Origin of the sequence: Neorhizobium sp. CSC1952, assembly GCF_030378245.1 — a bacterium.
Taxonomy (GTDB): Bacteria; Pseudomonadota; Alphaproteobacteria; order Rhizobiales; family Rhizobiaceae; genus Neorhizobium; species Neorhizobium oryzae_A.
In genome coordinates this window covers 346,580-371,138 of sequence record NZ_CP128416.1, presented here as the reverse complement: position 1 = coordinate 371,138, position 24,559 = coordinate 346,580, and the positions used below count along the sequence as shown (strand labels likewise).

Below are 24,559 nucleotides of genomic sequence, written 5' to 3'. Positions count from 1 at the left end.
ACCGTTTGGCTGCGTCATTCTCCCCTCGACGGCTTCCCCTGCCTTGCCGCTTATTTTCTCATCGTTCCGTCAAGCCGCCATGCTTCCGCTGCAAGGCTGACCAGCGGTTGCGGCGTTGGTAAAAAGCGCTTTTGCGTCTTATATTGCTGCAGTGCAATATGAGAGAGAAAGAAGACAGTCATGTTTGACTCCGTACGTAAATTCGCCCGCGCCTTCCGCGTTCCGTCTACCCAGGACCGTGAGATCGCTTACCTGAACGAAGCCAAGGACCGCATCGACCTCGAATACCGGATGCGCCAGATCGACCGCGGCATGTTCCGCAAGTCGGGCTTCTGAGAACACCAGCCGTTCGTTCCGCGCGGAAAGACGCCCGCGCGGTTTGCCCGCGCAATTTGCATGTCTCCGCATGCCGCAATCTTGCGATTGCGCCGGATCGGTTCCGCAAAAGGCGGCCGCTTCAAGAGGCGGGCCAATTTTCGCCATCATCTTCGGCTTGGGCTAGGATTACATATCCACCAGAGCCCCCGCAGCCGGCGGACGGATGTCCCGGGCTGCAGAACCCGGTCCGTCCCAGATTCGACCCAGATTCGACCATGCCGTTCCGCCGCCGCACCCCGCTTGGATTTCGTGAAAGACTGCGCCGGGCTATCCTGCCTCCGAAGGGCTTTCGCCGCAGCCTCGATTATTATCGCCTGAAGGTTTTGAGGATCGGCGGATCGCCGCATGCGGTGGCGGCCGGACTTGCGATTGGCGTCGTCAGCGCCTGGACGCCTTTCCTCGGTTTCCACATCCTGCTCGCCATTCCCGTCGCCTATCTCCTCGGCGGCAGCATCATCGCGGCTGCGCTCGGCACGGCCTTCGCCAATCCGCTGACCTGTCCGATCATCTGGCCGCTCACCTGGAAGATCGGCGAGATCATGCTCGGCCAGAGCGCCGCCGGCCATGACCGCCTCGATCTCGGCGCTCTCTTCCATCATCTCGATATCTCGCAGCTCTGGCGGCCCATCTTGGAACCGATGCTGATCGGCTCCATTCCGCCCGGCCTCCTCTCAGGCCTCGTTTTCTATGCCGTCACCTATTGGGGCGTGCGCAGCTTCCGCAACGCGCGGCTTCAGCGCTTGACGGCGCGTGCGGGAGCGCTCAAGTCAGTGTAGACTTGAGCGAGCATCGCGTGCCGCCCGAAAACGGGAACCGGTTTCCGTGAGGGACGGCATGCCGCAGGATAGTAAAGGAACCGCATGATCATCGGCATGGGCAGCGACCTGATCGACATCCGCCGGGTGGAGAAGTCCATCGAACGTTTCGGCGAGCGCTTCACGCACCGCTGTTTCACCGATATCGAGCGGGCGAAATCCGACCGCCGCCAGAACCGCGCCGCCTCCTATGCCAAGCGTTTCGCCGCCAAGGAGGCCTGTTCCAAGGCGCTCGGCACCGGCATCGCCCAAGGCATTTTCTGGAAGGACATGGGTGTGGTCAACCTGCCGGGGGGCAAGCCGACCATGGTTTTGACCGGCGGAGCGGCCGACCGCCTTGCCGAGATGATGCCGGCCGGTCACGAGCCGTTGATCCACATCACGATCACCGACGAATATCCCTATGCGCAGGCTTTTGTGGTGATCGAGGCGAGGCCGGTCGCCCGCTGATGGCCACCCGTGACCCGATGAGCCCCCGATGAGCCATTGCCGCGGCTGCGGGAAGGGGTTAGAAAGCGGCACTCCGCTGGTAAGAGAAAGTCCTTAACGTGTCCGACAAAGCCGAGACCAAATCGCAGAGCAGCCTTTGGGAAAACATCAAGGTCATCATCCAGGCATTGCTGCTGGCGATGGTGATCCGCACCGTTCTCTTCCAGCCGTTCACCATTCCGTCGGGCTCGATGATGCCGACCCTGCTTGTCGGCGACTATATCTTCGTCAACAAGTTCGCCTACGGCTATTCGAAATATTCGCTGCCCTTCTCGCCGAACCTGTTTTCCGGCCGCATCTTCGAATTCAACGAACCCGAGCGCGGCGACGTTATCGTCTTCCGCCTCCCTCAGCAGCCGGACATCGACTACATCAAGCGCCTGGTCGGTCTGCCAGGCGACCGCGTCCAGGTCACCAACGGCGTGCTCTTCATCAACGGCAAGCCGGTGCCGAAACAGGCGGACGGCACCTTCACCTCCGATTACGCGCTCGATCCGGGCACCGACGTGCCGGTCTTCCGCGAGACGCTCGACAACGGCGTGACCTATGACACGCTCGATCATTCGCAGGTATCGCGCGGCGACAACACGCCGGAGTTCATCGTCCCCGAAGGCCATTACTTCTTCATGGGCGACAACCGCGACAACTCGCTCGACAGCCGCTTCGACGTGGGCATGGTGCCCGCCGAAAACCTCGTCGGCCGCGCCAGCATCATCTTCTTCTCGCTCGGCAACGACACCTCGTTCCGCGAGGTCTGGAAATGGCCGACGAACATGCGCTGGGACAGGCTTTTCAAGGTCGTCGAATGATGAAGGCGAAACCGCTTTCGGCGGAGGAACGCGGTCAGCTTGAAAAGCTGATCGGCTATGAATTCGCCGACAAGCAATGGCTCGACCGGGCGCTCACCCATGCGAGCACCGGCTCGGCCAAGGGGGCCAATTACGAGCGGCTTGAGTTCCTGGGCGACCGCGTGCTGGGCCTCTGCGTCGCGGAGCTTCTCTTCAGGACCTTCCGCACCGCCACCGAAGGCGAGCTTTCGGTGCGGCTGAACCAGCTCGTCAGCGCCGAGAGCTGCGCCATCGTGGCGGACGAGCTCGAGCTGCACCGCTTCATCCGCACCGGCGCCGACGTCAAGAAACTGACCGGCAAGCGCATGATGAACGTGCGCGCCGACGTGGTGGAAAGCCTGATCGCCGCGCTCTATCTCGACGGGGGGCTGGAGGCAGCCCGCACCTTCATCCTCAAGCATTGGGAAAGCCGGGCCACCCGCGCCGACGGCGCGCGGCGCGACGCCAAGACCGAGCTGCAGGAATGGGCGCATGCGAAATTCGGACTGACGCCCTGTTACAGGGTCGACGACCGGTCCGGCCCCGATCACGATCCGCGCTTCACGGTGACGGTGGAAGTGGCCGGTGTCGCGCCGGAAACCGGCATCGACCGCTCCAAGCGGGCGGCCGAGCAGGTGGCGGCGACGAGGATGCTCGAACGCGAAGGCGTATGGCAGAAGAGTTCTGCGGACGCATAGCCCCGGAAATGGATGTCGATAAATCGATATCGATTTTCGGAAGGGACTATGCGCAATATCAACAGGATGCCGCGTTTTGCGCGTCCCCGGGGGACGCGGCGCGGCGGAATTGATTGGACGATATGACGGAAAACGAAAACATCGCCGGTGACGGGAAGGAGGCCGGTGCGACCCACTCCGGTTTCGTGGCGCTGATCGGCCCGACCAATGCCGGCAAGTCGACGCTGGTGAACCGGCTCGTCGGCGCCAAGGTCTCGATCGTCAGCCACAAGGTGCAGACGACGCGCGCCATCGTGCGCGGCATCGCGATCCACGGGAACGCCCAGATCGTCTTCATGGATACGCCCGGCATCTTCAAGCCGCGCCGCAGGCTCGACCGCGCCATGGTGACGAGCGCCTGGGGCGGCGCCAAGGATGCCGACCTCATCATGCTGCTGATCGACAGCGAGCGCGGCATCCGCGGCGATGCGGAGGCGATCCTCGAAGGCCTGAAAGAGGTTCGCCAGCCGAAGATCCTCGTCCTCAACAAGATCGACCGGGTGAGGCCGGAGGACCTTCTGAAGCTCGCGGCGGCGGCCAACGAGTTCGTGCCCTTCGAACGCACCTTCATGATCTCGGCCACGACCGGGTCGGGCTGCGAAGACCTGATGGATTACCTCGCCGGGACGCTTCCCGAAGGCCCCTGGTATTATCCGGAGGACCAGATCTCCGACCTGCCGATGCGCCAACTCGCCGCCGAGATCACCCGCGAAAAGCTCTTCCTCAGGCTCCACCAGGAGCTTCCCTATTCCTCGCATGTCGAGACGGAGAAATGGGAAGAGCGCAAGGACGGTTCGGTCAGGATCGAGCAGGTCATCTATGTGGAGCGCGACAGCCAGAAGAAGATCGCGCTCGGCAAGGGCGGCGAGGCGATCAAGGCGATCTCCACCGCCTCCCGCAAGGAGCTCTCCGAAATCCTGGAACAGCCGGTGCATCTCTTCCTGTTCGTGAAGGTGCGCGAGAACTGGGGCGACGACCCCGAACGGTTCCGCGAAATGGGGCTGGATTTTCCAAAAGGGTGATTTGAACTTTTGTTGCCCTAACCTCTCCCGCGAGCGGCGGGGCAATTTCATATGCAAAATATGCTGACGCTTCCTTGGAATGACGAGGCGGCAGCGCGCTCTTCCCTTCTCCCCATCGGGGAGAAGGTGGTCCGAAGGACCGGATGAGGGGGGCGAAGCCAAAATCCAGCAATGCGTTGCCGCATGGCCCCCTCATCGCCTCGCTTGGCTCGGCACTTCTCCCCGCTGGGGAGAAGAGGGCGCGAGCCGAACCTGCTCATTTCTTCATATGCGGTTGTCCTGCCGCGTGAGGGGACAATCCCCCACGCAGCCCTCACTTCTTCGCCCGGTCCATCAGCGCCTTGACCTCCAGGTAGCGCCGGCGGTTTTCCTGTTCCTGCTCGTTCGGGCCGTAGCAGGTGTCGGAAATGCAGAAACGCTGCAGGCTGAAGGGCGGCGTGGCCTTGTCGAATTCGCATTCGATCTCGTTGTTGAAGTCGGTGGGCTTCGCGTCCTCGCGGGTGGAATAGGTGAGCCGCGCCCCCGGCGGATCGAGCTCGGGGAAGGATTGCACGATGCCGGTCTTGATGTTCGGCACCAGCAGGAAGTTCTTGGCGACCGTCACGCAGGCCTGCTCGAGCTGCGGCGATTGCGCGGCGGCGGGCGGGGCGGCGACGAGAGCGGCAGGCATGGCGGTGAACAGGGCGGCGGCGAGGAGGGCGTGTCTCATAAGGGCTCCCGGGCGTTATGGTTTGACGTCGTGAATTTCGCACAGGAATCCAAATGGAGCCCGATTTGTTCCAGGCAAGCGGGAAGGCGGCATCCCGGCAAAAGGGCCGAGCCTAAAAAGCGATTCAGTCCGAGAGGCTTATGGGCTAGACTTGAATCGGCCTGAGAGGAGCTTGAAGAAAAGCATGCAGTGGCAGGACGAAGGGATCATCATCGGCGTCAAGCGCCACGGCGAGACGAGCGTCATCGCCGAGCTGATGACCCGTGAGCGCGGCCGGCATCTGGGCCTCGTCCGCTCCGGCCGATCGCGCGCGATGCAGCCGGTCCTGCAGCCGGGCAACCGGGTGGAGGCGGTCTGGCGGGCGCGGCTCGACGAACATCTCGGCGAATTCAGGCTGGAGCCGGTCAGGCTGCGGGCTGCGAAGCTGATGGAGACGGCAACCGCCGTCTACGGCGTGCAGGCCATGGGCGCGCTGCTCCGCCTGCTTCCCGAGCGCGACCCGCATCCGCATCTTTTCGAGGCGCTCGACATCATCCTCGATGCGCTGGACGATCCGGCCGATGCCGGCGAGCTTTTCGTGCGCTTCGAGCTTGCCGTGCTGAACGATCTCGGCTTCGGCCTCGACCTTTCCGAATGCGCCGCAACCGGCCTGCGCGAAAACCTCGTCTATGTCTCGCCGAAGACCGGCCGCGCCGTCAGCCGGGAAGCGGGCGCGCCCTATGCCGACCGCATGCTCGCGCTCCCCTCTTTCCTGAGCGAGGGGGCCGCCGGGGCGGCCGACCGGGAAAACATGGCGGCCGCCTTCCGGCTGACCGCCTTCTTCCTCCACCGGCATGTCTACGAACCCCGGGGGCTCACGGAAAACGCCGCCCGCGACGGTTTCGTCCAGGCGGCGCTGAAGGCGCTGTCGGCGCGCGATCCCGAGCGTCAGGCCGGCTGAAGGAGGGCGGATGGAACGGATAGCCACCTGCGCTTGCGGCAATCTTCGCGCCGTCTGCGAAGGCGAGCCGGCGAAGGTCTCGTTGTGCCATTGCCTTGAATGCCAGAAACGGACTGGCAGTGCCTATGGCATCGCCGCCTTCTTCGACCGCAGCCGCGTGCGCATCGAGGGCGAAAGCCGGACCTATACCCGTCCTTCCGACAGCGGCTTTGCGGTGCGGCTGCATTTCTGCCCGGATTGCGGTTCGACCGTCTTCTGGGAGCCTGAGCGCAAGCCGGATGCGATCGCGGTCGGCGTCGGTTCTTTCGCCGACCCGCACTTTCCCGCGCCGACGCAGGCGGTCTATGAGGAGCATCGCCATCCCTGGGTGCCTCCGCATCCCTGGGTGCCGCCGATCGGGTGATTTCCCGTTCCTCCGCTGTGCTCTATTCCGCCGGCTGCGCTGCCGGCATCGGCCGGCCGACCGGCTTTTCCTGGATCGGCCAGTGCACGATCGCGGCGAAGATGCCGAGCGCCACGCCGAGCCACCAGACCGGATCGTAGGAGCCGAAGCGGTCGTAGAGGAAGCCGCCCATCCACACCCCGAGGAACGAGCCCACCTGGTGCGACAGGAAGACGATGCCGCCGAGCAGGCCGAGATGCCGCGTGCCGAACATGATGGCGACGAGCGCGTTGGTCGGCGGCACGGTGGAGAGCCACAGAAGCCCCATGACGACCGCGAAGACGATCACCGACAAAGGCGTCTGCGGCAGGATGAGGAAGGCGGTCACCGCCACCGAGCGGGCGAGATAGATATAGGCGAGGAAATAGGGCTTCGAATAATGCTGGCCGATGATGCCGGCGCTGAACGAGCCGATGATGTTGAAGAAGCCGATCGCCGCCATGGCGATCACCGCGTAGCGCGCGTCGATGCCGATATCGCCGAGATAGGCGGGGAAATGCGCGGTGATGAAGGCGACCTGGAAGCCGCAGACGAAGAAGCCGGACGTGAGCAGGAGATAGCTCTGATGGCCGAACGCTTCCCTGAGCGCCTGGCCGACGGTCTGGTCGATCTCGCTCCTGGACTGCGTGCCCGACTTGGCATTGCCGCGCAACGGCAGGGCGAGTACCGGGATGGCGAGCATCATGAAGCCCATGACGACCAGGCTGTCGGACCAGCCGTAGGTGCTGATCAGCGCCTGGCTGAGCGGCGCAAAGAGGAACATGCCGGCGGAACCCGCCGCCGTGCCGATGCCGAAGGCGAGCGAGCGCTGCTCCGGTGTCACGTTGCGGGCGAAGGCGGAAAGGATCGTGCCGAAGGAGCCGGCGCCGACCGCAAGGCCGATCATGATCCCGCCGGAAAGGTGCAGCACGGGCACCGAATGGGCGGTCGACATCAGGAAAAGGCCCGCCGCGTAGAGCAGGCCGGAAAACGTCAGCACCCGTCCGGTGCCGTATTTGTCGGCGAGCGCCCCGAAGAGGGGCTGGCCGAGACCCCAGGCGAGGTTCTGGATCGCCATGGCGAGCCCGAAGGTGGAGCGGTCCCACCCCGTATCGGCGAGCATCGGAAGCTGGAAGAAGCCCATGGCGGAGCGCGGGCCGAAGGTCAGCATGGCGATCGATGCCCCGGCGAGGATGATCAGCCAGGGCATGGATGCGCGGGCGGCTCCAGGTCGGGACTGGGGCATGGGTTGCGGCATGGTTTCCTCCTCGGAGCGATGAGGAAACCATACCGCTTGCATCGCGGTACTTAAAACAACTTTTCCTCAATCAATCCATCACCGCATTTGATGCGGCATGCCGTCCTGAAATGTAGGTCGCCGCGGTGAAATCCCCCTCTGGCCTTGCTTGATCAACACATACGGACCTGGCGTTGGGGTTCTGCAGATGATCAGGCAGGACAGAGCGGCATATTTTCTCCCCCCTTGTGGGGGAGATGGCCGGCAGGCCAGAGGGGGTCTTCTCACGGCGTCCCCGGCGGGTCGATCGGCGGCGGCGTGCGGCCGAGTCGGGCCTCGCGCCAGATGGTGAAGATGCCGGCGGCGATCACGATGGCGCAGCCTGCGATCACGTTGGCGGTCATGACCTCGCCGAAGATGAAGACGCCGATCAGGCAGACCAGCACGGTCTGGATATAGGACATGGGCTGCACGACGACGGCGTCGAGCAGGCCGAAGGCCCGGATGAGAAGGTAGTGCCCGGTCATGCCGGTGACGCAGAGCACCAGCATCCAGAACCAGTCGCCGAACGTGATGTTCGCCCAGTAGAACGGGCCTATGAAGGTGATCGCCGCCGCGCCCGCGACGCCGGTGTAGAAGAAGGCGGTATCGGGCGTGTCGGTACGGCTCGCAAGCCTCGTCATCACCGAATAGAGCGCGAACATCAGCGTGGCGACGACCGGGATGACGATCTTGTAGTCGAACGTGGCGTGCAGCGGATTGACGATCAGGAGAATGCCGACGAAGCCGATGCCGATCGCCGTCCAGCGGCGCCAGCCGACCTTTTCGCCGAGCAGCGGCACGGAAAGACAGGCGACGACGAGCGGCGTCGCGGCGAAGATCGAGTGGCTTGCGGCGAGCCCCACCTGCGAAAAGGCGGTGATCGAAATGGCGATCTGCACCGCCAGAAGAACGCCGCGGGCGATCTGCAGCCGGAGCCGGTTGGCCGCGACGGCGCCCTTCAGCCCGGCCGTGGAGCGGCTCGCCAGAATGAGGGCGAAACCTGCAAACGCCCAGTAGCGGATCATCGTCACGAAGATCGGCGGATAGGCGGTGCCGAGATGTTTCGAGATGCCGTCCTGCACCGAGAAGATGGTCACCGCCGTCAAAGCGCAGAGGAGGCCGGTGGACCGAGGTGTCATGCGGGCAGTCTCTTTCGGGGCGCAGCCGGACGGAAGGCCGCCGGCTGGGAGCAGGGATAGGCAGGAAACGGGTGTCCGTTCCGTTTGACCGTGCGTCAGGCGGGCGGACAACCTGCTTTTTAGGAATAGCTGCCATGCGCTGCGCGGGATAGTGCTCCGCGGCGGATAACTGAGCCGCCCGGACTTCGGTCATCCGCTTCCGCATGCCGCCGCCGGTGCGGCGCGCGGCGATTTTTTCCAGACCCTGTCGGAATCGCGCCGCCCGTTTCGTCCTTGGATCGTATGCTCTTTCAGGGCCTGTCACGAAGGAAGGAACGCACGATGAAGGTTACGCAGCATCTCTGGTTCGAAAAGGACATGGAAACCGCGATCCGCTTCTACGCCTCGCTGATTCCCGGCTCGTCGGTCGAATGGATCTCGACCATCCCCGCCGAAACGCCGAGCGGCCCGCCGGGCAGCGTGAAGCTTGCGAGTTTCACGCTGGGCGACCAGCGTTACATGGCGATCGAGGCCGGGCCGCTCGATCCGTTCAACCACGCCTTCTCGATCATCGTCGAATGCGGGACGCAGGGTGAGATCGACCGTCTTTGGGAAGCGCTGAAGGAGGGCGGTTCAACGGAACAGTGCGGCTGGCTCAGAGACCGCTGGGGCCTCTCCTGGCAGATCACCCCCAAGCGGCTGGGCGAACTGATGGGCGACCCGGACCCCGCGAAGGCGAAGCGCGTCACCGAAGCCATGCTGAAGATGGTGAAGTTCGACATCGCCGCTCTGGAAGCAGCCGCCAGGGGCTGACCGGCGGATGGGGAACCCGGTTTCCCTGAAATCGCCGGTCCCTAGGCGTAGGCTCCGAAAATCAGCAGGATGGCGCCCGCGATCATCATGGCCAAGCCCGGCCAGTTCCTGCGGAGGCTCAGGAAGCCGACGCCTTGGCGCCGGGGTTCCAGGGTGGGCTTCGAACCGGCCTGAGCGGGACGATGCGGCTCGCTCAGCCGGCGGCGGCCAAGGGCCTCGCGGAACTGGTACAGCAGTCCCGCAACGACCAGGATCGCTCCCAAAACAATCGTCAGCACCGCGTCTGCCTCCTCTGGACGCCGTTCGATCAGTATAGCGGAAAGGCGCTCGATTGGGGAGTGGGCGTCGTTCTCGCGGGATGTCGGTTTGATCGCCATGGCCGGAGGCAGCGTGCGGGAACGAGGCGAGCAGTCCGCTTTTGCCTGCCGCATTGAGATCATTGGCCGGCAATGCCGATCTCGATCTCCGCGTCGCTCCAGCCCTGCACGCGGTAGAACCTGATCATCTCGCGAAGTGTCAGACACCCGATCCGCTGCAGCCATAATTCCGGCTGCAGCGGTGGCGGCTGCAAATGCTGTCGAGGCTCGGGCCTGCGGCGATCGTCTGCCATCTGGAGCACCTCCGGAAACGGAACATGCTCCCGCGCAAACCGCCGGGCTAGCTGGCCAAAATGAGTAGGGCAGGCGGGCAGCCTGCCTCTCCGTTGCCCCTTGTCATCGAGGCCCGCGCCTTGCATTCCCCCTTCGCGCGGGCCCCTCTGAGAGCCGAGGCGTTGAGCTGCTCGGATTTGGGAAACATCGACTGTACGATAGCGTACGAATGTTTCAACCTGCCCAAAAGTGGTAGAGGGATGCCGCAATCCGGCATCAGCGGTTCGGCTGTTGCAACCCCGGAAGCGCGTTCTGGTCCGACTGGCGCGCGGGAAGGCTGGTTTCGGAACCTTGCGAGTCCGGCGGATTGGAGGGCGCGCTGGGCGCGCCGGCAATGTAATATCCGAGACCCAAACCGCAGATGACGATGATGATCGCGCCCAGTATGGGAAGTAGCGGCCTTTCGAACATGTTCAGCTCCTTTTTGAGAAGCTAACAAGGGGCGCCGCGCTATGGTTCCGGCCGCCCGGGCATCCCGCCCGGACGGGTTTATGCGGGCGCTTTCTCCTTCAGCAATCCCGAGATCATGGCGTTGAACGCCTCGACCGCCTTTTTCGATACGGCCTGCGGGTCCTCCGCGCCGGCGATCCAGAGCGCCGCGCTGAGCGTCGCGCCGTTGACGAGCCGCGCGGTCGCTTCCGCATCCACCTTGCGGATGGTTCCCTCGTCGATCAGCTTCTGTATGCTGGCGGTGGTGGTGCGGATGCAGGCGTTCTGGTTCGGCCATTGCGACGGATCGCCGAGCACGGCCGGTCCGTCGAGCAGCATGATGCGCTGGATTTCCGGTTCCAGCGCCATTTCGATATAGGCGACGCTTTCGTCGACGAAGCCGCGCCAGGCGTTCTCCGCTTTGGCTGAAATGGCGCAGAGCCGGTCGGACATTTCCGCGTCGATCTCTGCGATCACCGCCTGCAGCAGTCCCTTCTTGTCGCCGAAATGATGGTAGAGCGCGCCGCGCGTCAGCCCGGCCTCGGCGGTGAAGTCGTCCATCGAGGCTTCCGCATAGCCTCGCGTCGCAAATGCCCGGCGGGCGGCGGCGATCAGCTTGCCCTTCGTTTCGGCGATCATTTCCTTGCGGGGCTTGTGCCCTATCTTCTGCGCCATACGGACTCCGAAAATTATTCGCATACGTCGCGTATGTGAATTGACATACGATACGTATGTGATTATTTAGCTCACATACGCGGCGTATGTAAGTGGTCATTCAAAATAACCCAAGGATTCCGATATGCCCAATCCCTATCGTGAAATATTCCGAAGGCCGGGGACGAAAGGTTTTGCCGCGGCCGCTTTCGTGGCCCGCCTGCCGCTGCCGATGACGACGATCGGCCTCGTCGCCATGCTTTCCCAGACGCATGGCGAATACTGGATCGCGGGCGCGGTCTCCGCCACCTTCGCGCTCGCCAATGCCTTCATCGCCCCGCAGGTCTCGCGCTGGGTGGATGCGAAAGGCCAGTCGGCCGTGCTGGTGCCGACGACGATCGTCACCGTCGCAGCGCTGCTGGCGCTCGCCGCGGCCGCCTGGTTGCGCTGGCCCAACTGGACATTGTTCGTCTTCGCGGTGATCGCCGGCATGATGCCGAGCATGATGGCGCTGGTCCGCGCCCGCTGGACGGAGATCTATCGCGACCGGCCGGAGCTCCACACCGCCTTCGCTTTCGAATCGGTCATCGACGAGGTCGTCTATATCTGCGGCCCGATCTTCGGCATCGGCCTGAGCGTCTCGCTTTTCCCGGAAGCGGGCGTGCTCGCCGCGGCCATGTTCCTCGCTGTCGGCACGACGCTGTTCGTCGCCCAGAAATCCACCGAACCGAAGGTCGATCCGTATAGGGCGAGGGGCGAAGGCTCGGTCATGCGGCTGTTGCCGATGTGGTTCCTGGTGACGGTTTTCGCCGGCATGGGCACGATTTTCGGCACGGCGGAAGTCTCGGTCGTCGCCTTCGCGGAAGCCGAAGGGCACAAGGGCGCGGCAAGCTATATCCTCGCGGCCTACGCCGCCGGTTCGTTCATCGTCGGTCTCGTCGTCGGCGCTATCAAGTTCAGGACGCCACTCGCCCGCCGCCTGGTTTTCGCGAGCCTGATCGCCGCCGTCACCACGCTCCCCATGCCCTTCGTCGGCAATCTCTGGGCGCTGACGCTGGTGGTCTTCCTGGCGGGTGCCGCCATCTCGCCGACCTTCATCACCGGCATGAGCCTGATCGAGCGCATCGTGCCGGCTTCGCAGCTCACCGAAGGCATCACCTATGCGATGACCGGCGTCGGCATCGGCTTTGCCGCCGGCTCCTCGCTCGCCGGCTGGACGATCGATGCCTATGGCGCTTCGAACGGCTTCTGGGTGGCGGTCGCCGGCGGCGCGGTGGCGTTTGCGACCATGCTCGCCGGCTATGGCCGCCTGAGCGACACCTCGCAGCAGGCGGTGCCACACTCCGCGGCCCTGAACCCGGCTGCGAACCCGGCGGAATAGCGGGCACGCGCAAATCCCGTTCCGTCGTATAGCCCGGATTGCACCATTGGCATTTCGTCCGCCCGCAGTAGAGTGCTGCGGGCGACGTCGGAACCGGGGTTCGCCGGCTTCTAGCCTCCCGCCGCGTTCGGGCGGAAACAATATCGAGCGCGGCAGATTTGACGGCCTGACACATCGCCATGACGGAGACCGGGACGATGCCCAACCTGACCACATTCCTGACCTTCTACGCCGCCGTGCTCGCAATCCAGCTGACGCCCGGGCCCGATATGATCCTCGTCATCGGGCGCGGCATCGGTCAGGGCCGGCGGATAGCGCTTCTGAGCGCCGTCGGCATGACCCTGCTGGCCGGTATCGTCCAGCTGTCGATGCTCGTGCTCGGCATCGCCTCATTGCTTGCGGCTTCGCCGCTGGCGTTCGAAATCCTCCGCTGGGCGGGCGCGGCCTATCTCATCTGGCTTGGGCTGAAGCTTCTCGTCGAATCGGGCAGGCACCCCGATCGGGCCGGCCCGGCTGTGCTCGTCTCCATGTCGGACGGCGCGGCATTGCGGGAAGGGGCCATCAACAATCTCACCAATCCCAAGTCGCTCGTTTTCCTCTTTGCGTTCCTGCCGCAGTTCGTGGACCCGGCCAACGGCTGGCCCGTAGCCGTGCAGCTTTTGCTGCTGGGAGCCGTCGCAAAGCTTACGAATTTCGTCATCCTGACCACCGTTGCGCTGGGGGCGGGAACGTTCGGCGGCTGGCTGGCGCGTCGTCCGGGACTTATCGCCTGGCAGAAGCGCTTTGCCGGCATCGTCATGATCGGGCTCGGCCTGCGGCTGGCGATCGGGGGAGACGCCCGCCCGGTCCGCTGAAGCAGCCGGACGGCGAAGGGCAGGACGCTGTCACGCCCGCCGCTTGATCGTCCAGGGTTCCCGCTCGGCCGTCACCGTCACTCCGTCTCCGATTTTGATCCGCCCGGTGCCGCGCGGCACGGCGTTCCAGCCGAAAAGCGGGCCGGGCACGCGCCGGTCGGCCGACATGCGGATGCGGCCCATCGCCGCCATCGGGCTCGGCGCCTCGCGCGAGCCGGTCCTCTGGTCCTGGGTCGTCATGATGCAGCGGGCGCAGGGTTTTGCGAAATCGAAGCGGATGCCGGCGATCTCGATGCCTTCCCACTGATCCTCCGCCCAGGGCTCGTCGTGATCGAGCACGATGTTCGGCCGGAACCGCTCCATGCCGACCTGTCCTTCGCCATGCTTTTCCATGTCGGCATTGAGCGCCTCGAGCGATCCGGTCGTGGTGACGAGCACCTGATAGCCGTCCGCGAAGGTGACGGGCGTATCCGGCCCCGCCCATTCGGCGTTGGCGGTGCGCCTGGCCCGGTCGTCGAAGAAGACGAGCCGCACGTCGCGCCCAAGCCAGCCGGAGAGGGTATCGTTCACCGCTTCCTCCGCGAGGGCGGCGTCGACGATCGACCTCCACACCGCCACGCTCAGGCGTCGGTCGGCCGGCGGCCGCGCCACGAAGATCTCGCCCTTGCCGTCCATCGCGAAGCGGAAGCCGTCCGCCTCCGGCGTCGCCTGCACCTGCGCCAGGGCCTGGAGTTCCCGTTGCGTGATGAAATGGCCGGAAGGGTCGGTCACCATCATCTGCCGGTCGCCGGGAATGCCGGTCGCCGTAATCTCGGCCTCGGAGAGCGCGATGCCGCGGCCGCTCTTCAGGGGATAGACATTGAGTTGGCTGACGCGCATGGCTTTTTCCTAGATTTCGTCGATGAAGAGGTCGAGCACGGTTTTCAGCCGCTCGTGACGCGCGGCCGCCAGCGCCCGGCCCGCCGCCGTCTGGAACCCGTCCGCGAGCTTGAACAGCTTCACCGCGAAATGGTCGATGGCGAAGGCCTTGTCGTCAAGCGGGCGGTCTTTTGCGAGCGGATCGGCCGGATCGTAAAGACCGGACCCCATCCGTCCGGCGATATAGAAGCAGCGCGCCGCGCCTACCATGCCGATCGCATCCAGCCGGTCGGCGTCCTGCAGGATCTTCGCCTCCAGCGTTTCCGGCGCGATATTCGCCGAGAAGCTGTGGGCCGCGACCGCATGGGCGGCGGCGGAAACATCCGCCTCGCTCCAGCCGAGGCCGGCCAATATTCCGGACGCCTTTTCCGCCGCCAGCCGCGAAGCCTGTGCCCTGAGCGGCGAGTTCTTCTCCACCGCCACGCAATCGTGCAGCAGCACGGCCGCCGCCAGCACCCTGCCGTCGCCGCCTTCCTCGGCCCGGATGCGCATGGCGTTCTTGAAGACGCGCAGGATATGGGCGATGTCGTGCGAGCCGTCGTCGCCTTCGGTCGCGTACGGGATCAGCGTTCGTGCGAGATCCTCGAAGGGCGAGAAGGCGGCGGCGATGGATGCGGTCACGGCGTGGATTCCTGGGAATCGGTTGGTGCGGGTTCACCATCCTTCTTCACCAGAATGCGCTGATAGAAAAGCCCGATCCCGATCAGCACCGCGCCGAGCCCGATGAAGGAGAGCGCCCTCAGGATTCCCTCGAGGTTCGACATGTCGATGAGGAACACCTTGGCGACCGCGATCAGCACGAGGCCCGCCGAGGCGAGCCGGAGGCTGCGCGCATCGAGCCGCGAGCCGAGCGCCAGGAGCGCCACGCCGATCAGCAGCCAGACGACCGAATAGGTATAGGTCTCGCCCTGCAGGAAACCCTTCCAGTCGGCAATGTTCTCGCCCTGCCAGAAGCGGCGGACGGAGAGCGTCGCCCAGAGGAAGCCGAGCACCGCGCCGGCCAGCGCCAGCATCACGACATAAGGCTGCGGCCGCCGCCCGCGCGCATACCAAGCGACGAGACCATAGGCGAGGGCCGGCAGCAGGTAGCCGAGGAGCAGCAGGTTGAAGAAGGGCCAGGGCCCGGTGTTCTCGCCGCTGAAATAGGGATTGAGCGCGAAGACGTGCAGCGAAAGGACGTTGACGGTCGCGATCACCCCGGCGATCATCGAGCCGAAACGGAAGACGGGGCTCGGGGATTTCAGGTCGAGCGTCATCAGCACGCCGGAGAAGCCGACCGCCAGCAGCGTATAGATCGACTGTTCGCCGAGCGTCGGGACGCGGCTGTCCAGCACGCCGCCGTTCATCGCATGCCGCACCAGCACGGCGACCGTCATCAGGCCGGCGAGCGAGGCGAGCGCCTGCATGACGTTGCGGATGCGGAAATCCGGCGAATCCTTGAGCATGTAGGCCGTGGCGGCGGCGAGCAGCGTCGGAATGCCGTAGCCGGGCAGCAGCGCGTTGAGGAAAGGCGTGGTGCCGAGGCTGTTCGGCCCGATCAGCGTCGGCTCCCAGGCGATGCGGCCGAAGACGATCAGCGTCGCCGCCGCCATCATCCAGGGCAGCGCCGGCCATGGTTTGAGACGCATCGCCAGCACATAGGCGAAGCCGAGCACCGAGACGAGGATGGTGGTGACGATGCCGTTGGTCAGCGCATGCAGCGAAAGCGTGAAGCCCGCAAACGAGCCAGCGACCAGCAGGTTGGCGGGCCAGTCGATGAGGGGAGCGATCCGCTCCTCCGGGGCCTCCTCGCTCCGTCGGAACAGCCATTCGGCGCCGGCGAGAAGCGCAAGGCCGAGCCCCAGCCCGTAAAGCCCGTGCGTCCAGTCGCGTCCGAGATTGCCGAAGTTCAGGAAGCTGACGAAAGCGAGCGTCGCCGGCACAGCAGGCATGAGGAATGCCCAGACGATAGAGAATTCCGGTTCGCTCTTGCGGAAACGCCGCAGGAAGACGAAGCCCAGGAAGGCGAAGACCGCGCCGAGCAGCAGGTAGACGGTGATCTCGTTGCCGAAGGTCAGGGGTGCCGGTGCAGGCTGGCCGTCGGCCGGGATCGGGACTGAGTAGTCGAGCCAGGAAAGTGCGGTGATGGCGATGCCGAACACCGCGCCGGCTGCGGCAATCAGCGCCGGCCAGACGGCCCAGGGGCGGCTGGCGCCGAGTGCCGCGACGGTCGCGATCACCGCGGCTGCGGCGAAGAGCACGATGCCGCCTTCCTCCGTCTGCCGCAGGATCATCACCAGCGCAGGCAAGAGGGCCATGATCGCGACGGAAAGCGTGATCTTGAGCGGCGGCCGCGTCAGGAGCCCGCGCCAGCCCGGCTTGGTCGGCAGATCGGTGCCATAGCGCGCGCCCGGCCAGAAGAAGCCGGTGCCGGCGATCATCACGATGAGGGCGAGCGCCGGCGGCATGGGATCGAATGTCTCGGCCCCCGCTGCATAGACGATCGCCCAGAGCCCGACGCCGATATTGGCGAGCATCGGCACGGTGGTCCATCGGCGGAAGCGCGAGGCCGCATTGACTGCGACCCAGGCGAGGCCGAGGAAGACGAACAGCGCGTTGGCGTTCGGCTCCTCGCTCGCGACGAGCGCCGGCGTCGCCAGCGAAGCGAGCAGGCCGAGCCCCGCCAGCGCCTGCCCGTGCAGCAGCGAGAGCGCGATCGTCGCGAACGAGACCAGCGCGAGCAGGATGAATGCGCTCGCCGGCCCGATGAAGCCGTAGATCGCATGGGCCGCATAGATGGCGCCGAGCAGCGTCACGGCGCCGGCGGCCGTCAGCACGCCGGGGATCATCGCGCCGGAAAGGGCATTGCCGTAGCGCTCCGAAATCTGCGGCATGGCCCAGGGGGAGAAACGGCGGCGCACGATCTCGCCGGCGGCCAGCAGGATCAGGCCGAAGATCGCGGCGAGGGTGAGCCGCGCGCCCGGTCCGAGCAGCCCGGCCTCGATCGAATAGCGCACGAGAAAGATGCCGCCGAAGGCGAGCGCCACGCCGCCCACCCAGACGGGCCAGCGGGCGCCGAGATAGCTTTCCAGGTTCTCGCGGCCCTTTGCCCGCGTCGTCGGGACGGCGGGGCCGGGTATCACCGTCTCGTGGCCGGTGCCGGCATCCTCCGAGACGACGGCCGCCTGCGTCTCCGGCGCGGCTTCCTCCTCGGCTGCCTCGCGGGCCGCGAGCTCGACGGGAGAGACCGGCTCGTCCTTCATCGCTTCGGCCGCGGCCTCCGCCGGGATCGCCGCCGGCAGGGCGGCCGCCTGGCGTTTGGCAAGATCCGCCTTGACCGCTTCCAGCTCCCTTTCGAGCGCGCCGACCCGGTTGGCGGTCCGGCTATGCAGGCCGATCATGACGATGACCAGGATGAGGAGCAGGAATACGATCATCGGCACGCTCGCGGTCTAGGGTTGTTGCTGCGGTTATACAGTTGCCGCACGAAGAAAGGAAAGAGTTGGGCGCTTGCCGAAAACATCATCACATTTCTGCATGCAAAATCAGCTTTTTGCATATTTATTGATCAATTATGAAATATGATTACATTATGTGCAATTTCGGCTTGCGCGGAAGCTGAAGAAACGCTTGGATGCAACCATCCGAACAAAAATCTTCAGGGGGACGACCTTTCATGATCTCGCGCAGACTGCTTTCGAAACTCTCCGCCGTCGCGGCGCTGGCGCTCGCCGCGGGCTTTTCCGCGCCGGCGCGGGCCGAGACCTCGATCAAGTTCACGCTCGACTGGAAGTTCGAAGGCCCGGCCGCCGGCTTCCTGCTCGCCCAGGACAAGGGGTATTTCAAGGCCGAGGGCCTGGACGTCACGATCGATACCGGCAACGGCTCGGTCGAGGCGATCCCGCGCGTGGCGACCGGCGCCTACCAGATGGGCTTCGGCGACATCAACTCGCTGATCAAGTTCCTGGACGAGGATCCGTCGCAGAAGGTCAAGGCGGCGATGATGATCTACGAGCGCCCGACCTTCGCGGTCGTCGGCCGCAAGTCGCTCGGCGTCACCGGCGATCCGAAGTCGCTGGAAGGCAAGAAGCTCGGCGCCCCGCCGCCGGACGGCGCCTTCGCCCAGTGGAAGGCCTTCAAGCAGGTCGCCAAGATCGACGACGGCAAGATCGCCATCGAATCGATCGGCTTCCCCGTCCGCGAGCCGATGCTGGCCCAGGGCAAGGTCGACGCCGTCTTCGGCTTCGCCTTCTCGGTGATCCTGAATTTGAAGGCCCAGGGCATCAAGGACGAGGACATCTCGACCATCCTGATGGCCGAGCACGGCTTGAATCTCTATGGCAACTCCGTGCTGGTAAACACTGATTTCGCCGAGAAAAACCCGGATGCCGTGAAGGGTTTCCTGAAGGCGCTCGCCAAGGGCTTCGCCGATGCCGTCGCCAACCCGGAAGAGGGCGCCGCCGCCGTCCTGAAGCGCAACGAGACGCTCAACAAGGATATCGAGACCGAGCGCCTCACCATGGCGAACGCCATGAACATCAAGACCCCCTACGTCGTGGAAAACGGTTTCGGCGGCATCGACCCCGCGCGGCTCGCCGCTTCGATCGAGACGCTCAAGGTCTCGATGGGATTGAAGGGCAATGTGAAGGCCGAACAGGTCTTCGACGCCGGCTTCCTGCCGCCGAAGGAAGAGCGGATGCTGCCTTGAATATTGTGGCTTCTTGCCGTTGCCCCTCACCCTAACCCTCTCCCCGCTCGCGAGGAGAGGGGACGTGCCGAGCGCGAGGCTGGCTGCAGCGGAAAACAGCGCGGCATATCCCTTCTCCCCGTCATGACGGGGAGAAGGTGGCGGCAGCCGGATGAGGGGCAATTAAAAGACGCGACTGCCCAAACAGAGAAAACCAAATGCCTCACCTCGTATCCATCGATAACGTCGACATGCGCTATGGCGGCGCGGGCGGCACGCTGGCCGTCTCGGGCCTCAGCCTGAAGGTCGGCAAGGGCGAGTTCGCCGCGGTCGTCGGCCCGTCCGGCTGCGGCAAGTCGACCCTGATGAAGCTCGTCACCGGCCTGCACATCCCGCAGAGCGGCGTGGTGGTCGTCGCGGGAAAGCAGGTCACCCAGCCGGTCTCGATCGTCGGCATGGCCTTCCAGAACCCGACCATGCTGCCCTGGCGCACGACGCTCGACAACATCCTCCTGCCGCTGGAGATCGTCGAGAAGCACCGCCGCCGGCTGCGCGCCCACAGACGAGAATACGTGGAGAAGGCCGAGCACCTGCTGGAGACCGTTGGCCTGAAGGGCTTCGGCTCGAAATTCCCCTGGCAGCTTTCCGGCGGCATGCAGCAGCGCGCCAATCTCTGCCGCGCCCTCATCCACGAACCGGAACTCCTGATGCTCGACGAGCCTTTCGGCGCGCTCGACGCCTTCACCCGCGAGGAGCTCTGGTGCGTCATCCGCGACCTGCACGCGGCTCAAGGGGTGACCATCATCCTCGTTACCCATGACCTGCGCGAGGCGACCTTCCTCGCCGACCGCATCTTCGTGATGAGCGCCAGGCCGGGCAGGGTGCTGAAGGAGCATGTCGTCCCCTTCGCGAGACCGCGCGCCCTCGATGTCATGTATGAAAAGGGCTTCAACGACATGGTGCAAGAGCTGCACGGCGAGATCGCCAGCGCGAGGATCGCCGCATGAGCACCGTCGCGGAAAACACCGCGGTCTCAGCCGCACCGCCCAAGCCGCTGATGGCCCGCATCAACTGGGTGAAGCTGGCGCCCTGGCTTTACACCATCGCGCTCTTCGTCCTCTGGGAACTGCTGGTGATCGTCCTCCAGACATCGCCGACCGTGCTGCCGGCGCCGTCGCGCGTCTTCCAGGCCGTCGCGCAATACTGGTCGCCGATCTGGAAGAACTCGCTGCAGACGCTCTATACGACGACGCTCGGTTTCGCGATCGCCGTCGCGGCGGGACTGGCGCTCGGCATCCTCGTCGGCTGGTCGAAGGCGATCTATGCCGGGCTCTACCCGCTGATGGTCGGCTTCAACGCCATCCCGAAGGTGGCGCTCGTGCCGATCCTCGTCATCTGGTACGGCATCGGCACCATCCCGGCGGTGCTGACCGCTTTCCTGATCTCCTTCTTCCCGATCGTCGTCAATGTCGCGACCGGGCTCGCCACCATAGAGCCGGAGACGGAGGACGTGCTGCGCGCACTCGGCGCGAAGAAGCTGGATATCCTGCTGAAGGTCGGCATTCCCCGCTCCATGCCCTATTTCTTCGGCTCCCTGAAGGTGGCGATCACGCTCGCCTTCGTCGGCTCGGTCGTCTCGGAGACGGTCGCCTCCAACTACGGCCTCGGCAACATGATGAGCTCGGCCCAGAGCCAGTTCAACGTGCCGCTCGTCTTCGCCGGTCTTTTGGCGCTCGCGGTGGAAGGCATCGCCATGTATGCGCTGATGGCCTGGATCGAGAGACGCATGACCGGCTGGGCGCACCGCTCCTCCATGTCGCACTGAACGGCGCAAGTCCATTTGGCCTTTACTTGCGGATCATATGGCCTATACTCCTTCTGAACGAAGGGAAGTCCCGGCCATGGAAGCTGCAGCGAAAGACCTGAAGGCGGAGCAGATGACCGCCGTGGCGCTCAAGGCGTTCGGTAACGTGATGAGCGAATGGGGCGTGCCGCTGAACGAGGCGGCGGCGCTGGCGGACATGTCTGAAAGCACCTGGAAACGGGCGAGGAAGCCCGGCTTTTCCGGCGGCCTCACCAAAGATCAGATGCTGCGGCTGAGCGCCGTGATCGGCATCTACAAGGCGCTGAAGCTCTATTTCAGCGATCCGATCGCGGTCAGATGGATGACGCTGCCGAACAACGGACCGCTCTTCGGCGGCGCGCGTCCGGTCGATACGCTGATCGAGGAGGGGCTGCCGCAGTTCCTCCGGGTCCGCAATTACCTCGACGCGCTGCGTGGTGGCGCGTGATCCTCACGGCGCTCAGCGATCGCGGATTGGTGCGGCTGATCCCGGCGACCTACCACAAGCCGCCTAGTCTGCGCGGGCTGGTGGACAGCGACGATGAACTGGAGATTCTTGCCGGGATCGAGGGCATGACCAGCGCCCGACTGATCGCCGAGCGCGGGCTGAACCTGCACCTGGACCGCCGCGAACTCGCCTGGAAGCGCCGCAAGCACGACCTGCAGGTCTATGGCAACAGCCACATCAACGCGGCCTTCACCTATACGCGCCAGGGCGGCAACCGCTTCAACGACGAGAGCCGCGGCGCCTGGTACTGCAGCTGGGACACGATGACCTCTGTCGCCGAGGTCGCCTTCCACAAGACGCGCGAGCTCCGGTTCGTCGGCCTCTTCGAGGAGACGGCGCGCTATGTCGAGCTGCTGGCCGACTTCATCGGCGAGTTTCCCGACATCACCGACGAAAGAGATCACCCCGCCCTCGATCCCGACCCGGCGATCGGCTATCCGGAAGGGCAGGCGCTTGCCGGGAAGCTGCGGCGGGATGGCCATGACGGCCTGATCTATCCCTCGGTGCGCCATGAAGAGGGCCGCTGCCTCGTCGCCTTCGAGCCGACGGCGATCCGCAACGTCCGCCCCGGCGCGTCATGGGAGATCGTGTGGGCGGGGTCCGAGGATTACGGCATCAACGCGGTCTGATGACGGACAGCGTGGTCCGTAACCATACCCCCCTCTGCCCTGCCGGGCATCTCCCCCACAAGGGGGGAGATTGGCTGGGCGCACTGGCTTCCCACATCACTAACGATGTCGGACGTAATTCGGCGGTGTCGAACCTTTTTTGAGGGCGAGGCCTTGCTGCTGTCCGATCTCCCCCCTTGTGGGGGAGATGTCCGGCAGGACAGAGGGGGGTAGGACACCCGCGAACATTTGCGCATCGGGTCCGGCTTCCTCGTAAAGCCGGACCCGATGCATCCTTTCCTTCAGGTCCGCGCGTTTGACGGCTCGTCCGCACCGTGAGGAGCCGGAGGTCCGCTCTCGCCGGAAACGGCGCGGGAATCTACCTGAGGGTCTGGAATGGCTCGTTCTGGCCGTTTGTCGAAGGCCAGCTTGATTTCTTTCGTAAGGTCGCGGCCGGCATCCCACCAGTCGCCGCTGGTCGTCCAATAGCGAAGGGTGAACTTGGCGCCGCCGGGATCGAATTCGGCCATGTAGGCCATCGGGGCCGGGTCCTTCAGCACGCGCTTGTCGCGCGCGGCGAGCGCAAGCAGCTTCGCCTGCGTGCGCCCCACGTCGTCATCCGCGCCGATGCTGACGGTAATCTCGTTGCGGCGCGTCTTCAGCCGGCTGTAATTGGTGATGGGCACGTTCCAGAGCGTGGAATTGGGCGCCAGCCGATAGACGCCGTCCGGCGTCCTGAGCTCCGTGGCGAACAGCCCGACATCGACGATCGTGCCGCTGACGCTGCCGGTCTCGATCGTTTCGCCGACCCGGAAGGGGCGCAGCACGAGCAGCATGATGCCGGCCGCGATGTTCTGCAGCGTGCCCTGCAGCGCGAGCCCGACCGCAAGGCCGATCGCGCCGAGCGCGGCAAGCACCGAGGCCGTCTGCACGCCGAACTGGCCGAGCACCATGACGACGACAAGGACCAGAATCACATAGCGGATGATGTTCGAGAAGAACTGCGCCAGCGTCGCGTCGAAGCCGCGGACGCGTGAAAGCCCGCGCAAGGCCCAGCGGCTCAGAAGGCCGGCGGCAAGCCAGCCGAGAACGAGAAGCAGGACCGCCCCGACCACGGAAAAGGAGTACTGCACCAGCAGCGCGCTCAACTGGGCGAGCGCCGATCGCGTGGCGACAACCAGATCCGATGCTTCGTCCATCCGCCGACATGCTCCTTTCGTGGCCGGTAATTGGCGCGGCGGAGCGAGAGGTCAAGCAAAAAGTTTCAAGCTTTTAGGCTTAAGCCTAAATTATTAGGAAAATTCAGCTTTCCGGCCTGACCGGGAATTTTGAGCGGCAGGATGAAGGATGCCCTGCCGTCCGTCTCCGCGCCGCGGCCGATTCCCTTGACGGCGGCGACGAGCCGGCCGCCGCGGCCGAGCATCCGGTCGCCGATCTCTATCAGCCGCGCATTCGGCGTTGCGTGCGGCGCCACCGCGCGCAGCCGCGCGGCGAGGGCGAAATCGTCCTCGTCGGGATGAAGGGACAAGGCGGCGATCACCGCCGCGGCCGGCGAGCGGGAGACGCCCATCCAGCAGTGGATGAGGATCGGCGCGGACTGGTCCCAGCCGCGCATGAAGGCGATCAGGCTTTCCACATGCGCCTCGCTCGGCGCCACGAGGTCGCCGGTGCCGGCAAAGCCGATATCGTTCATCGCGAGCTTCAGGTGGCGGTCCGCGGAAATCACGCCCGGCCGGTGGAAATCCTGTTTCTCGGCGATCAGGCTCACCATCTCGCGGGCGCGGTGCTTCACCGCCATTTCGGCGATGTTCGCAAGCGGACAGACGACGATCGCGGTCATGATGCCCGGCCCGCCTCATTGCCTGCCCCTTTGCCTGCCCCCTTGCCCGCAATACGGCTGCCCTCGATCGCCTGAAAACGGTCGAGGAAACGCCGCTGCGCTTCCAGAGCCGGCATCGGCTCGATCGGCAGCATGTCGCGGGTGATGCCGCGCGGCTGGCCGAAGAATTTCCGCGCCTCGGTGACGGAAAAGCCGGCAAGCTCGGTCGCCTCGAAAAAGGCGGCGATCGTATCGGCCTTCTTGATCAGGCCTTTCAGCTCGCGGGAGGGGTGCGGCGGCAGGCCGAAGCGCAGATGGACCGCGGCCTCCAATCGCTGCTCCACCGCCTTGTAGCCGCCGCCGACCACCGATTTGAACGGCGAGATCATGTCGCCGATGACATATTCCGGCGCATCGTGCAGCAGCGTCATCTGCAGCGCCTCAGGCGCGCAGGGCTCGTTGCAGCGGCGGAATATCTCCTCCACGACGAGGCAGTGCTGGGCGACGGAAAAGGCATGGTCGCCGCGCGTCTGGCCGTTCCAGCGGGCGACGCGGGCAAGCCCGTGGGCGATGTCGGAGATTTCGACGTCGAGCGGCGAGGGGTCGAGGAGATCGAGCCGCCGTCCCGACAGCATGCGCTGCCAGGCGCGGGCGCCGGAAGCCGGAATCGAGGGCGTCGTC

Annotated in this window: 30 protein-coding genes; 16 read left to right on the top strand and 14 right to left on the bottom strand. The window is 65.0% G+C overall.

Annotated features, from left to right (window positions below):
- Nucleotides 1–50: 50 nt before the first annotated feature.
- Nucleotides 51–182 (bottom strand): hypothetical protein, encoded by a 132-nt coding sequence (locus QTA58_RS01925; protein ID WP_289671512.1) that lies wholly within the window; start codon nucleotides 180–182, stop codon nucleotides 51–53.
- On the opposite strand from QTA58_RS01925, the gene QTA58_RS01920 reads away from it, so the two are divergent.
- The 6 genes from QTA58_RS01920 to era all read left to right on the top strand — a co-directional run bounded on the left by QTA58_RS01920 (nucleotide 181) and on the right by era (nucleotide 4,268).
- Nucleotides 181–336, top strand: coding sequence for a DUF3563 family protein (locus QTA58_RS01920; protein WP_085422843.1), 156 nt, complete (start codon nucleotides 181–183; stop codon nucleotides 334–336). The two genes, QTA58_RS01925 and QTA58_RS01920, sit on opposite strands and share 2 nt — an antisense overlap.
- Nucleotides 337–593: 257 nt before the next feature.
- Nucleotides 594–1,154 (top strand): DUF2062 domain-containing protein, encoded by a 561-nt coding sequence (locus QTA58_RS01915; protein WP_289671511.1) that lies wholly within the window; start codon nucleotides 594–596, stop codon nucleotides 1,152–1,154.
- A gap of 84 nt (nucleotides 1,155–1,238) precedes the next feature.
- Complete coding sequence (gene acpS / locus QTA58_RS01910; RefSeq protein WP_289671510.1) at nucleotides 1,239–1,643, top strand: holo-ACP synthase; 405 nt, start codon at nucleotides 1,239–1,241, stop codon at nucleotides 1,641–1,643.
- 98 nt (nucleotides 1,644–1,741) lie between these two features.
- Entirely contained in the window at nucleotides 1,742–2,491 is a 750-nt protein-coding gene (lepB, locus tag QTA58_RS01905; RefSeq protein WP_085422846.1) for a signal peptidase I, read from the top strand.
- A complete protein-coding gene (gene rnc / locus QTA58_RS01900) occupies nucleotides 2,488–3,207 on the top strand; it encodes a ribonuclease III (protein WP_085422847.1) in 720 nt (239 codons plus the stop codon). The genes lepB and rnc overlap by 4 nt, the downstream gene beginning before the upstream one ends.
- Before the next feature lie 122 nt (nucleotides 3,208–3,329).
- Complete coding sequence (era, locus tag QTA58_RS01895) at nucleotides 3,330–4,268, top strand: GTPase Era (RefSeq protein WP_085423421.1); 939 nt, start codon at nucleotides 3,330–3,332, stop codon at nucleotides 4,266–4,268.
- 313 nt (nucleotides 4,269–4,581) lie between these two features.
- On the opposite strand, the gene QTA58_RS01890 is transcribed toward era, so the two are convergent.
- Nucleotides 4,582–4,977 carry a hypothetical protein gene (locus tag QTA58_RS01890; protein WP_085422848.1) on the bottom strand — a complete coding sequence of 132 codons (396 nt, stop codon included), beginning with the start codon at nucleotides 4,975–4,977 and terminating at the stop codon, nucleotides 4,582–4,584.
- Between the two features lie 184 nt (nucleotides 4,978–5,161).
- Here QTA58_RS01890 and recO point away from each other — a divergent pair, with 184 nt between their 5' ends.
- Together recO and QTA58_RS01880 are read left to right on the top strand one after the other, a co-directional pair.
- The gene (gene recO / locus QTA58_RS01885; protein ID WP_085422849.1) at nucleotides 5,162–5,917 is read left to right on the top strand and encodes a DNA repair protein RecO; all 756 of its coding nucleotides are present in this window, start codon (nucleotides 5,162–5,164) and stop codon (nucleotides 5,915–5,917) included.
- 10 nt (nucleotides 5,918–5,927) lie between these two features.
- On the top strand, nucleotides 5,928–6,320 hold the full coding sequence (locus QTA58_RS01880) for a GFA family protein (protein WP_085422850.1): 393 nt from the start codon (nucleotides 5,928–5,930) through the stop codon (nucleotides 6,318–6,320).
- 22 nt (nucleotides 6,321–6,342) lie between these two features.
- Here the strand turns inward: QTA58_RS01880 and QTA58_RS01875 are convergent, their stop codons facing one another.
- Both QTA58_RS01875 and QTA58_RS01870 read right to left on the bottom strand, forming a co-directional pair.
- Nucleotides 6,343–7,596 carry an MFS transporter gene (locus QTA58_RS01875; protein ID WP_289671505.1) on the bottom strand — a complete coding sequence of 418 codons (1,254 nt, stop codon included), beginning with the start codon at nucleotides 7,594–7,596 and terminating at the stop codon, nucleotides 6,343–6,345.
- 263 nt (nucleotides 7,597–7,859) lie between these two features.
- Nucleotides 7,860–8,756, bottom strand: coding sequence for a DMT family transporter (locus QTA58_RS01870; RefSeq protein ID WP_289671504.1), 897 nt, complete (start codon nucleotides 8,754–8,756; stop codon nucleotides 7,860–7,862).
- A 321-nt stretch (nucleotides 8,757–9,077) separates the two neighbouring features.
- Here QTA58_RS01870 and QTA58_RS01865 point away from each other — a divergent pair, with 321 nt between their 5' ends.
- Complete coding sequence (locus tag QTA58_RS01865; RefSeq protein ID WP_289671503.1) at nucleotides 9,078–9,548, top strand: VOC family protein; 471 nt, start codon at nucleotides 9,078–9,080, stop codon at nucleotides 9,546–9,548.
- Between the two features lie 41 nt (nucleotides 9,549–9,589).
- Here the strand turns inward: QTA58_RS01865 and QTA58_RS01860 are convergent, their stop codons facing one another.
- The 4 genes from QTA58_RS01860 to QTA58_RS01845 form a co-directional block, all read right to left on the bottom strand.
- The gene (locus QTA58_RS01860) at nucleotides 9,590–9,826 is read right to left on the bottom strand and encodes a hypothetical protein (RefSeq protein WP_289673331.1); all 237 of its coding nucleotides are present in this window, start codon (nucleotides 9,824–9,826) and stop codon (nucleotides 9,590–9,592) included.
- A 158-nt stretch (nucleotides 9,827–9,984) separates the two neighbouring features.
- Complete coding sequence (locus QTA58_RS01855) at nucleotides 9,985–10,158, bottom strand: hypothetical protein (RefSeq protein ID WP_159457653.1); 174 nt, start codon at nucleotides 10,156–10,158, stop codon at nucleotides 9,985–9,987.
- A 256-nt stretch (nucleotides 10,159–10,414) separates the two neighbouring features.
- Nucleotides 10,415–10,609 carry a hypothetical protein gene (locus tag QTA58_RS01850; protein ID WP_289671501.1) on the bottom strand — a complete coding sequence of 65 codons (195 nt, stop codon included), beginning with the start codon at nucleotides 10,607–10,609 and terminating at the stop codon, nucleotides 10,415–10,417.
- Between the two features lie 78 nt (nucleotides 10,610–10,687).
- The gene (locus QTA58_RS01845; RefSeq protein WP_085422855.1) at nucleotides 10,688–11,302 is read right to left on the bottom strand and encodes a TetR/AcrR family transcriptional regulator; all 615 of its coding nucleotides are present in this window, start codon (nucleotides 11,300–11,302) and stop codon (nucleotides 10,688–10,690) included.
- Nucleotides 11,303–11,426: 124 nt separating this feature from the next.
- Here QTA58_RS01845 and QTA58_RS01840 point away from each other — a divergent pair, with 124 nt between their 5' ends.
- Together QTA58_RS01840 and QTA58_RS01835 are read left to right on the top strand one after the other, a co-directional pair.
- Complete coding sequence (locus QTA58_RS01840; RefSeq protein ID WP_289671499.1) at nucleotides 11,427–12,662, top strand: MFS transporter; 1,236 nt, start codon at nucleotides 11,427–11,429, stop codon at nucleotides 12,660–12,662.
- 197 nt (nucleotides 12,663–12,859) lie between these two features.
- On the top strand, nucleotides 12,860–13,516 hold the full coding sequence (locus QTA58_RS01835; RefSeq protein WP_289671498.1) for a LysE family translocator: 657 nt from the start codon (nucleotides 12,860–12,862) through the stop codon (nucleotides 13,514–13,516).
- A gap of 30 nt (nucleotides 13,517–13,546) precedes the next feature.
- On the opposite strand, the gene QTA58_RS01830 is transcribed toward QTA58_RS01835, so the two are convergent.
- Genes QTA58_RS01830 through QTA58_RS01820 form a run of 3 tightly spaced genes read right to left on the bottom strand, consistent with a single transcriptional unit; the run spans nucleotide 13,547 to nucleotide 17,850 of the window.
- Nucleotides 13,547–14,395: an MOSC domain-containing protein gene (locus QTA58_RS01830; RefSeq protein ID WP_289671497.1), complete on the bottom strand. Its 849-nt coding sequence runs from the start codon at nucleotides 14,393–14,395 to the stop codon at nucleotides 13,547–13,549.
- Nucleotides 14,396–14,404: 9 nt separating this feature from the next.
- A complete protein-coding gene (locus tag QTA58_RS01825; protein WP_289671496.1) occupies nucleotides 14,405–15,055 on the bottom strand; it encodes an HD domain-containing protein in 651 nt (216 codons plus the stop codon).
- Nucleotides 15,052–17,850, bottom strand: a complete 2,799-nt coding sequence (locus tag QTA58_RS01820; RefSeq protein WP_289671495.1) for a DUF2339 domain-containing protein — start codon at nucleotides 17,848–17,850, stop codon at nucleotides 15,052–15,054. The genes QTA58_RS01825 and QTA58_RS01820 overlap by 4 nt, the downstream gene beginning before the upstream one ends.
- A 239-nt stretch (nucleotides 17,851–18,089) precedes the next feature.
- Between QTA58_RS01820 and QTA58_RS01815 the strand changes: the two genes are divergently transcribed.
- From QTA58_RS01815 to QTA58_RS01795, 5 genes are all read left to right on the top strand, one after another.
- Nucleotides 18,090–19,121 (top strand): ABC transporter substrate-binding protein, encoded by a 1,032-nt coding sequence (locus tag QTA58_RS01815; RefSeq protein WP_289671494.1) that lies wholly within the window; start codon nucleotides 18,090–18,092, stop codon nucleotides 19,119–19,121.
- Between the two features lie 197 nt (nucleotides 19,122–19,318).
- The gene (locus QTA58_RS01810) at nucleotides 19,319–20,107 is read left to right on the top strand and encodes an ABC transporter ATP-binding protein (RefSeq protein WP_289671493.1); all 789 of its coding nucleotides are present in this window, start codon (nucleotides 19,319–19,321) and stop codon (nucleotides 20,105–20,107) included.
- On the top strand, nucleotides 20,104–20,925 hold the full coding sequence (locus tag QTA58_RS01805) for an ABC transporter permease (protein ID WP_085422861.1): 822 nt from the start codon (nucleotides 20,104–20,106) through the stop codon (nucleotides 20,923–20,925). The genes QTA58_RS01810 and QTA58_RS01805 overlap by 4 nt, the downstream gene beginning before the upstream one ends.
- Before the next feature lie 76 nt (nucleotides 20,926–21,001).
- The gene (locus QTA58_RS01800) at nucleotides 21,002–21,391 is read left to right on the top strand and encodes an MbcA/ParS/Xre antitoxin family protein (protein ID WP_289671492.1); all 390 of its coding nucleotides are present in this window, start codon (nucleotides 21,002–21,004) and stop codon (nucleotides 21,389–21,391) included.
- A complete protein-coding gene (locus QTA58_RS01795) occupies nucleotides 21,388–22,080 on the top strand; it encodes an RES family NAD+ phosphorylase (protein ID WP_289671491.1) in 693 nt (230 codons plus the stop codon). Before QTA58_RS01800 ends, QTA58_RS01795 begins: the two co-directional genes overlap by 4 nt.
- A gap of 281 nt (nucleotides 22,081–22,361) precedes the next feature.
- On the opposite strand, the gene QTA58_RS01790 is transcribed toward QTA58_RS01795, so the two are convergent.
- From QTA58_RS01790 to QTA58_RS01780, 3 genes are all read right to left on the bottom strand, one after another.
- A complete protein-coding gene (locus QTA58_RS01790; RefSeq protein WP_143531628.1) occupies nucleotides 22,362–23,258 on the bottom strand; it encodes a mechanosensitive ion channel family protein in 897 nt (298 codons plus the stop codon).
- A 65-nt stretch (nucleotides 23,259–23,323) separates the two neighbouring features.
- A complete protein-coding gene (locus QTA58_RS01785) occupies nucleotides 23,324–23,899 on the bottom strand; it encodes a tyrosine phosphatase family protein (RefSeq protein ID WP_085422864.1) in 576 nt (191 codons plus the stop codon).
- Entirely contained in the window at nucleotides 23,896–24,513 is a 618-nt protein-coding gene (locus QTA58_RS01780; RefSeq protein WP_289673329.1) for an HD family hydrolase, read from the bottom strand. Before QTA58_RS01780 ends, QTA58_RS01785 begins: the two co-directional genes overlap by 4 nt.
- Between the last annotated feature and the right edge of the window lie 46 nt (nucleotides 24,514–24,559).

What these genes read in the sequence shown, in the direction of transcription:
- QTA58_RS01815 (WP_289671494.1), top strand. Translation starts at nt 18,090, where the DNA reads ATGATCTCGCGCAGACTGCTTTCGAAACTCTCCGCCGTCGCGGCGCTG.
- QTA58_RS01840 (WP_289671499.1), top strand. Translation starts at nt 11,427, where the DNA reads ATGCCCAATCCCTATCGTGAAATATTCCGAAGGCCGGGGACGAAAGGT.
- QTA58_RS01865 (WP_289671503.1), top strand. Translation starts at nt 9,078, where the DNA reads ATGAAGGTTACGCAGCATCTCTGGTTCGAAAAGGACATGGAAACCGCG.
- QTA58_RS01925 (WP_289671512.1), bottom strand. Translation starts at nt 182, where the DNA reads ATGACTGTCTTCTTTCTCTCTCATATTGCACTGCAGCAATATAAGACG.
- QTA58_RS01835 (WP_289671498.1), top strand. Translation starts at nt 12,860, where the DNA reads ATGCCCAACCTGACCACATTCCTGACCTTCTACGCCGCCGTGCTCGCA.
- recO (WP_085422849.1), top strand. Translation starts at nt 5,162, where the DNA reads ATGCAGTGGCAGGACGAAGGGATCATCATCGGCGTCAAGCGCCACGGC.
- QTA58_RS01785 (WP_085422864.1), bottom strand. Translation starts at nt 23,899, where the DNA reads ATGACCGCGATCGTCGTCTGTCCGCTTGCGAACATCGCCGAAATGGCG.
- rnc (WP_085422847.1), top strand. Translation starts at nt 2,488, where the DNA reads ATGATGAAGGCGAAACCGCTTTCGGCGGAGGAACGCGGTCAGCTTGAA.
- acpS (WP_289671510.1), top strand. Translation starts at nt 1,239, where the DNA reads ATGATCATCGGCATGGGCAGCGACCTGATCGACATCCGCCGGGTGGAG.
- QTA58_RS01890 (WP_085422848.1), bottom strand. Translation starts at nt 4,977, where the DNA reads ATGAGACACGCCCTCCTCGCCGCCGCCCTGTTCACCGCCATGCCTGCC.
- QTA58_RS01920 (WP_085422843.1), top strand. Translation starts at nt 181, where the DNA reads ATGTTTGACTCCGTACGTAAATTCGCCCGCGCCTTCCGCGTTCCGTCT.
- QTA58_RS01820 (WP_289671495.1), bottom strand. Translation starts at nt 17,850, where the DNA reads ATGATCGTATTCCTGCTCCTCATCCTGGTCATCGTCATGATCGGCCTG.
- QTA58_RS01915 (WP_289671511.1), top strand. Translation starts at nt 594, where the DNA reads ATGCCGTTCCGCCGCCGCACCCCGCTTGGATTTCGTGAAAGACTGCGC.
- QTA58_RS01845 (WP_085422855.1), bottom strand. Translation starts at nt 11,302, where the DNA reads ATGGCGCAGAAGATAGGGCACAAGCCCCGCAAGGAAATGATCGCCGAA.
- QTA58_RS01810 (WP_289671493.1), top strand. Translation starts at nt 19,319, where the DNA reads ATGCCTCACCTCGTATCCATCGATAACGTCGACATGCGCTATGGCGGC.
- QTA58_RS01805 (WP_085422861.1), top strand. Translation starts at nt 20,104, where the DNA reads ATGAGCACCGTCGCGGAAAACACCGCGGTCTCAGCCGCACCGCCCAAG.
- QTA58_RS01880 (WP_085422850.1), top strand. Translation starts at nt 5,928, where the DNA reads ATGGAACGGATAGCCACCTGCGCTTGCGGCAATCTTCGCGCCGTCTGC.
- QTA58_RS01870 (WP_289671504.1), bottom strand. Translation starts at nt 8,756, where the DNA reads ATGACACCTCGGTCCACCGGCCTCCTCTGCGCTTTGACGGCGGTGACC.
- QTA58_RS01800 (WP_289671492.1), top strand. Translation starts at nt 21,002, where the DNA reads ATGGAAGCTGCAGCGAAAGACCTGAAGGCGGAGCAGATGACCGCCGTG.
- QTA58_RS01875 (WP_289671505.1), bottom strand. Translation starts at nt 7,596, where the DNA reads ATGCCGCAACCCATGCCCCAGTCCCGACCTGGAGCCGCCCGCGCATCC.
- QTA58_RS01790 (WP_143531628.1), bottom strand. Translation starts at nt 23,258, where the DNA reads ATGGACGAAGCATCGGATCTGGTTGTCGCCACGCGATCGGCGCTCGCC.
- QTA58_RS01830 (WP_289671497.1), bottom strand. Translation starts at nt 14,395, where the DNA reads ATGCGCGTCAGCCAACTCAATGTCTATCCCCTGAAGAGCGGCCGCGGC.
- QTA58_RS01780 (WP_289673329.1), bottom strand. Translation starts at nt 24,513, where the DNA reads ATGCTGTCGGGACGGCGGCTCGATCTCCTCGACCCCTCGCCGCTCGAC.
- era (WP_085423421.1), top strand. Translation starts at nt 3,330, where the DNA reads ATGACGGAAAACGAAAACATCGCCGGTGACGGGAAGGAGGCCGGTGCG.
- QTA58_RS01855 (WP_159457653.1), bottom strand. Translation starts at nt 10,158, where the DNA reads ATGGCAGACGATCGCCGCAGGCCCGAGCCTCGACAGCATTTGCAGCCG.
- QTA58_RS01850 (WP_289671501.1), bottom strand. Translation starts at nt 10,609, where the DNA reads ATGTTCGAAAGGCCGCTACTTCCCATACTGGGCGCGATCATCATCGTC.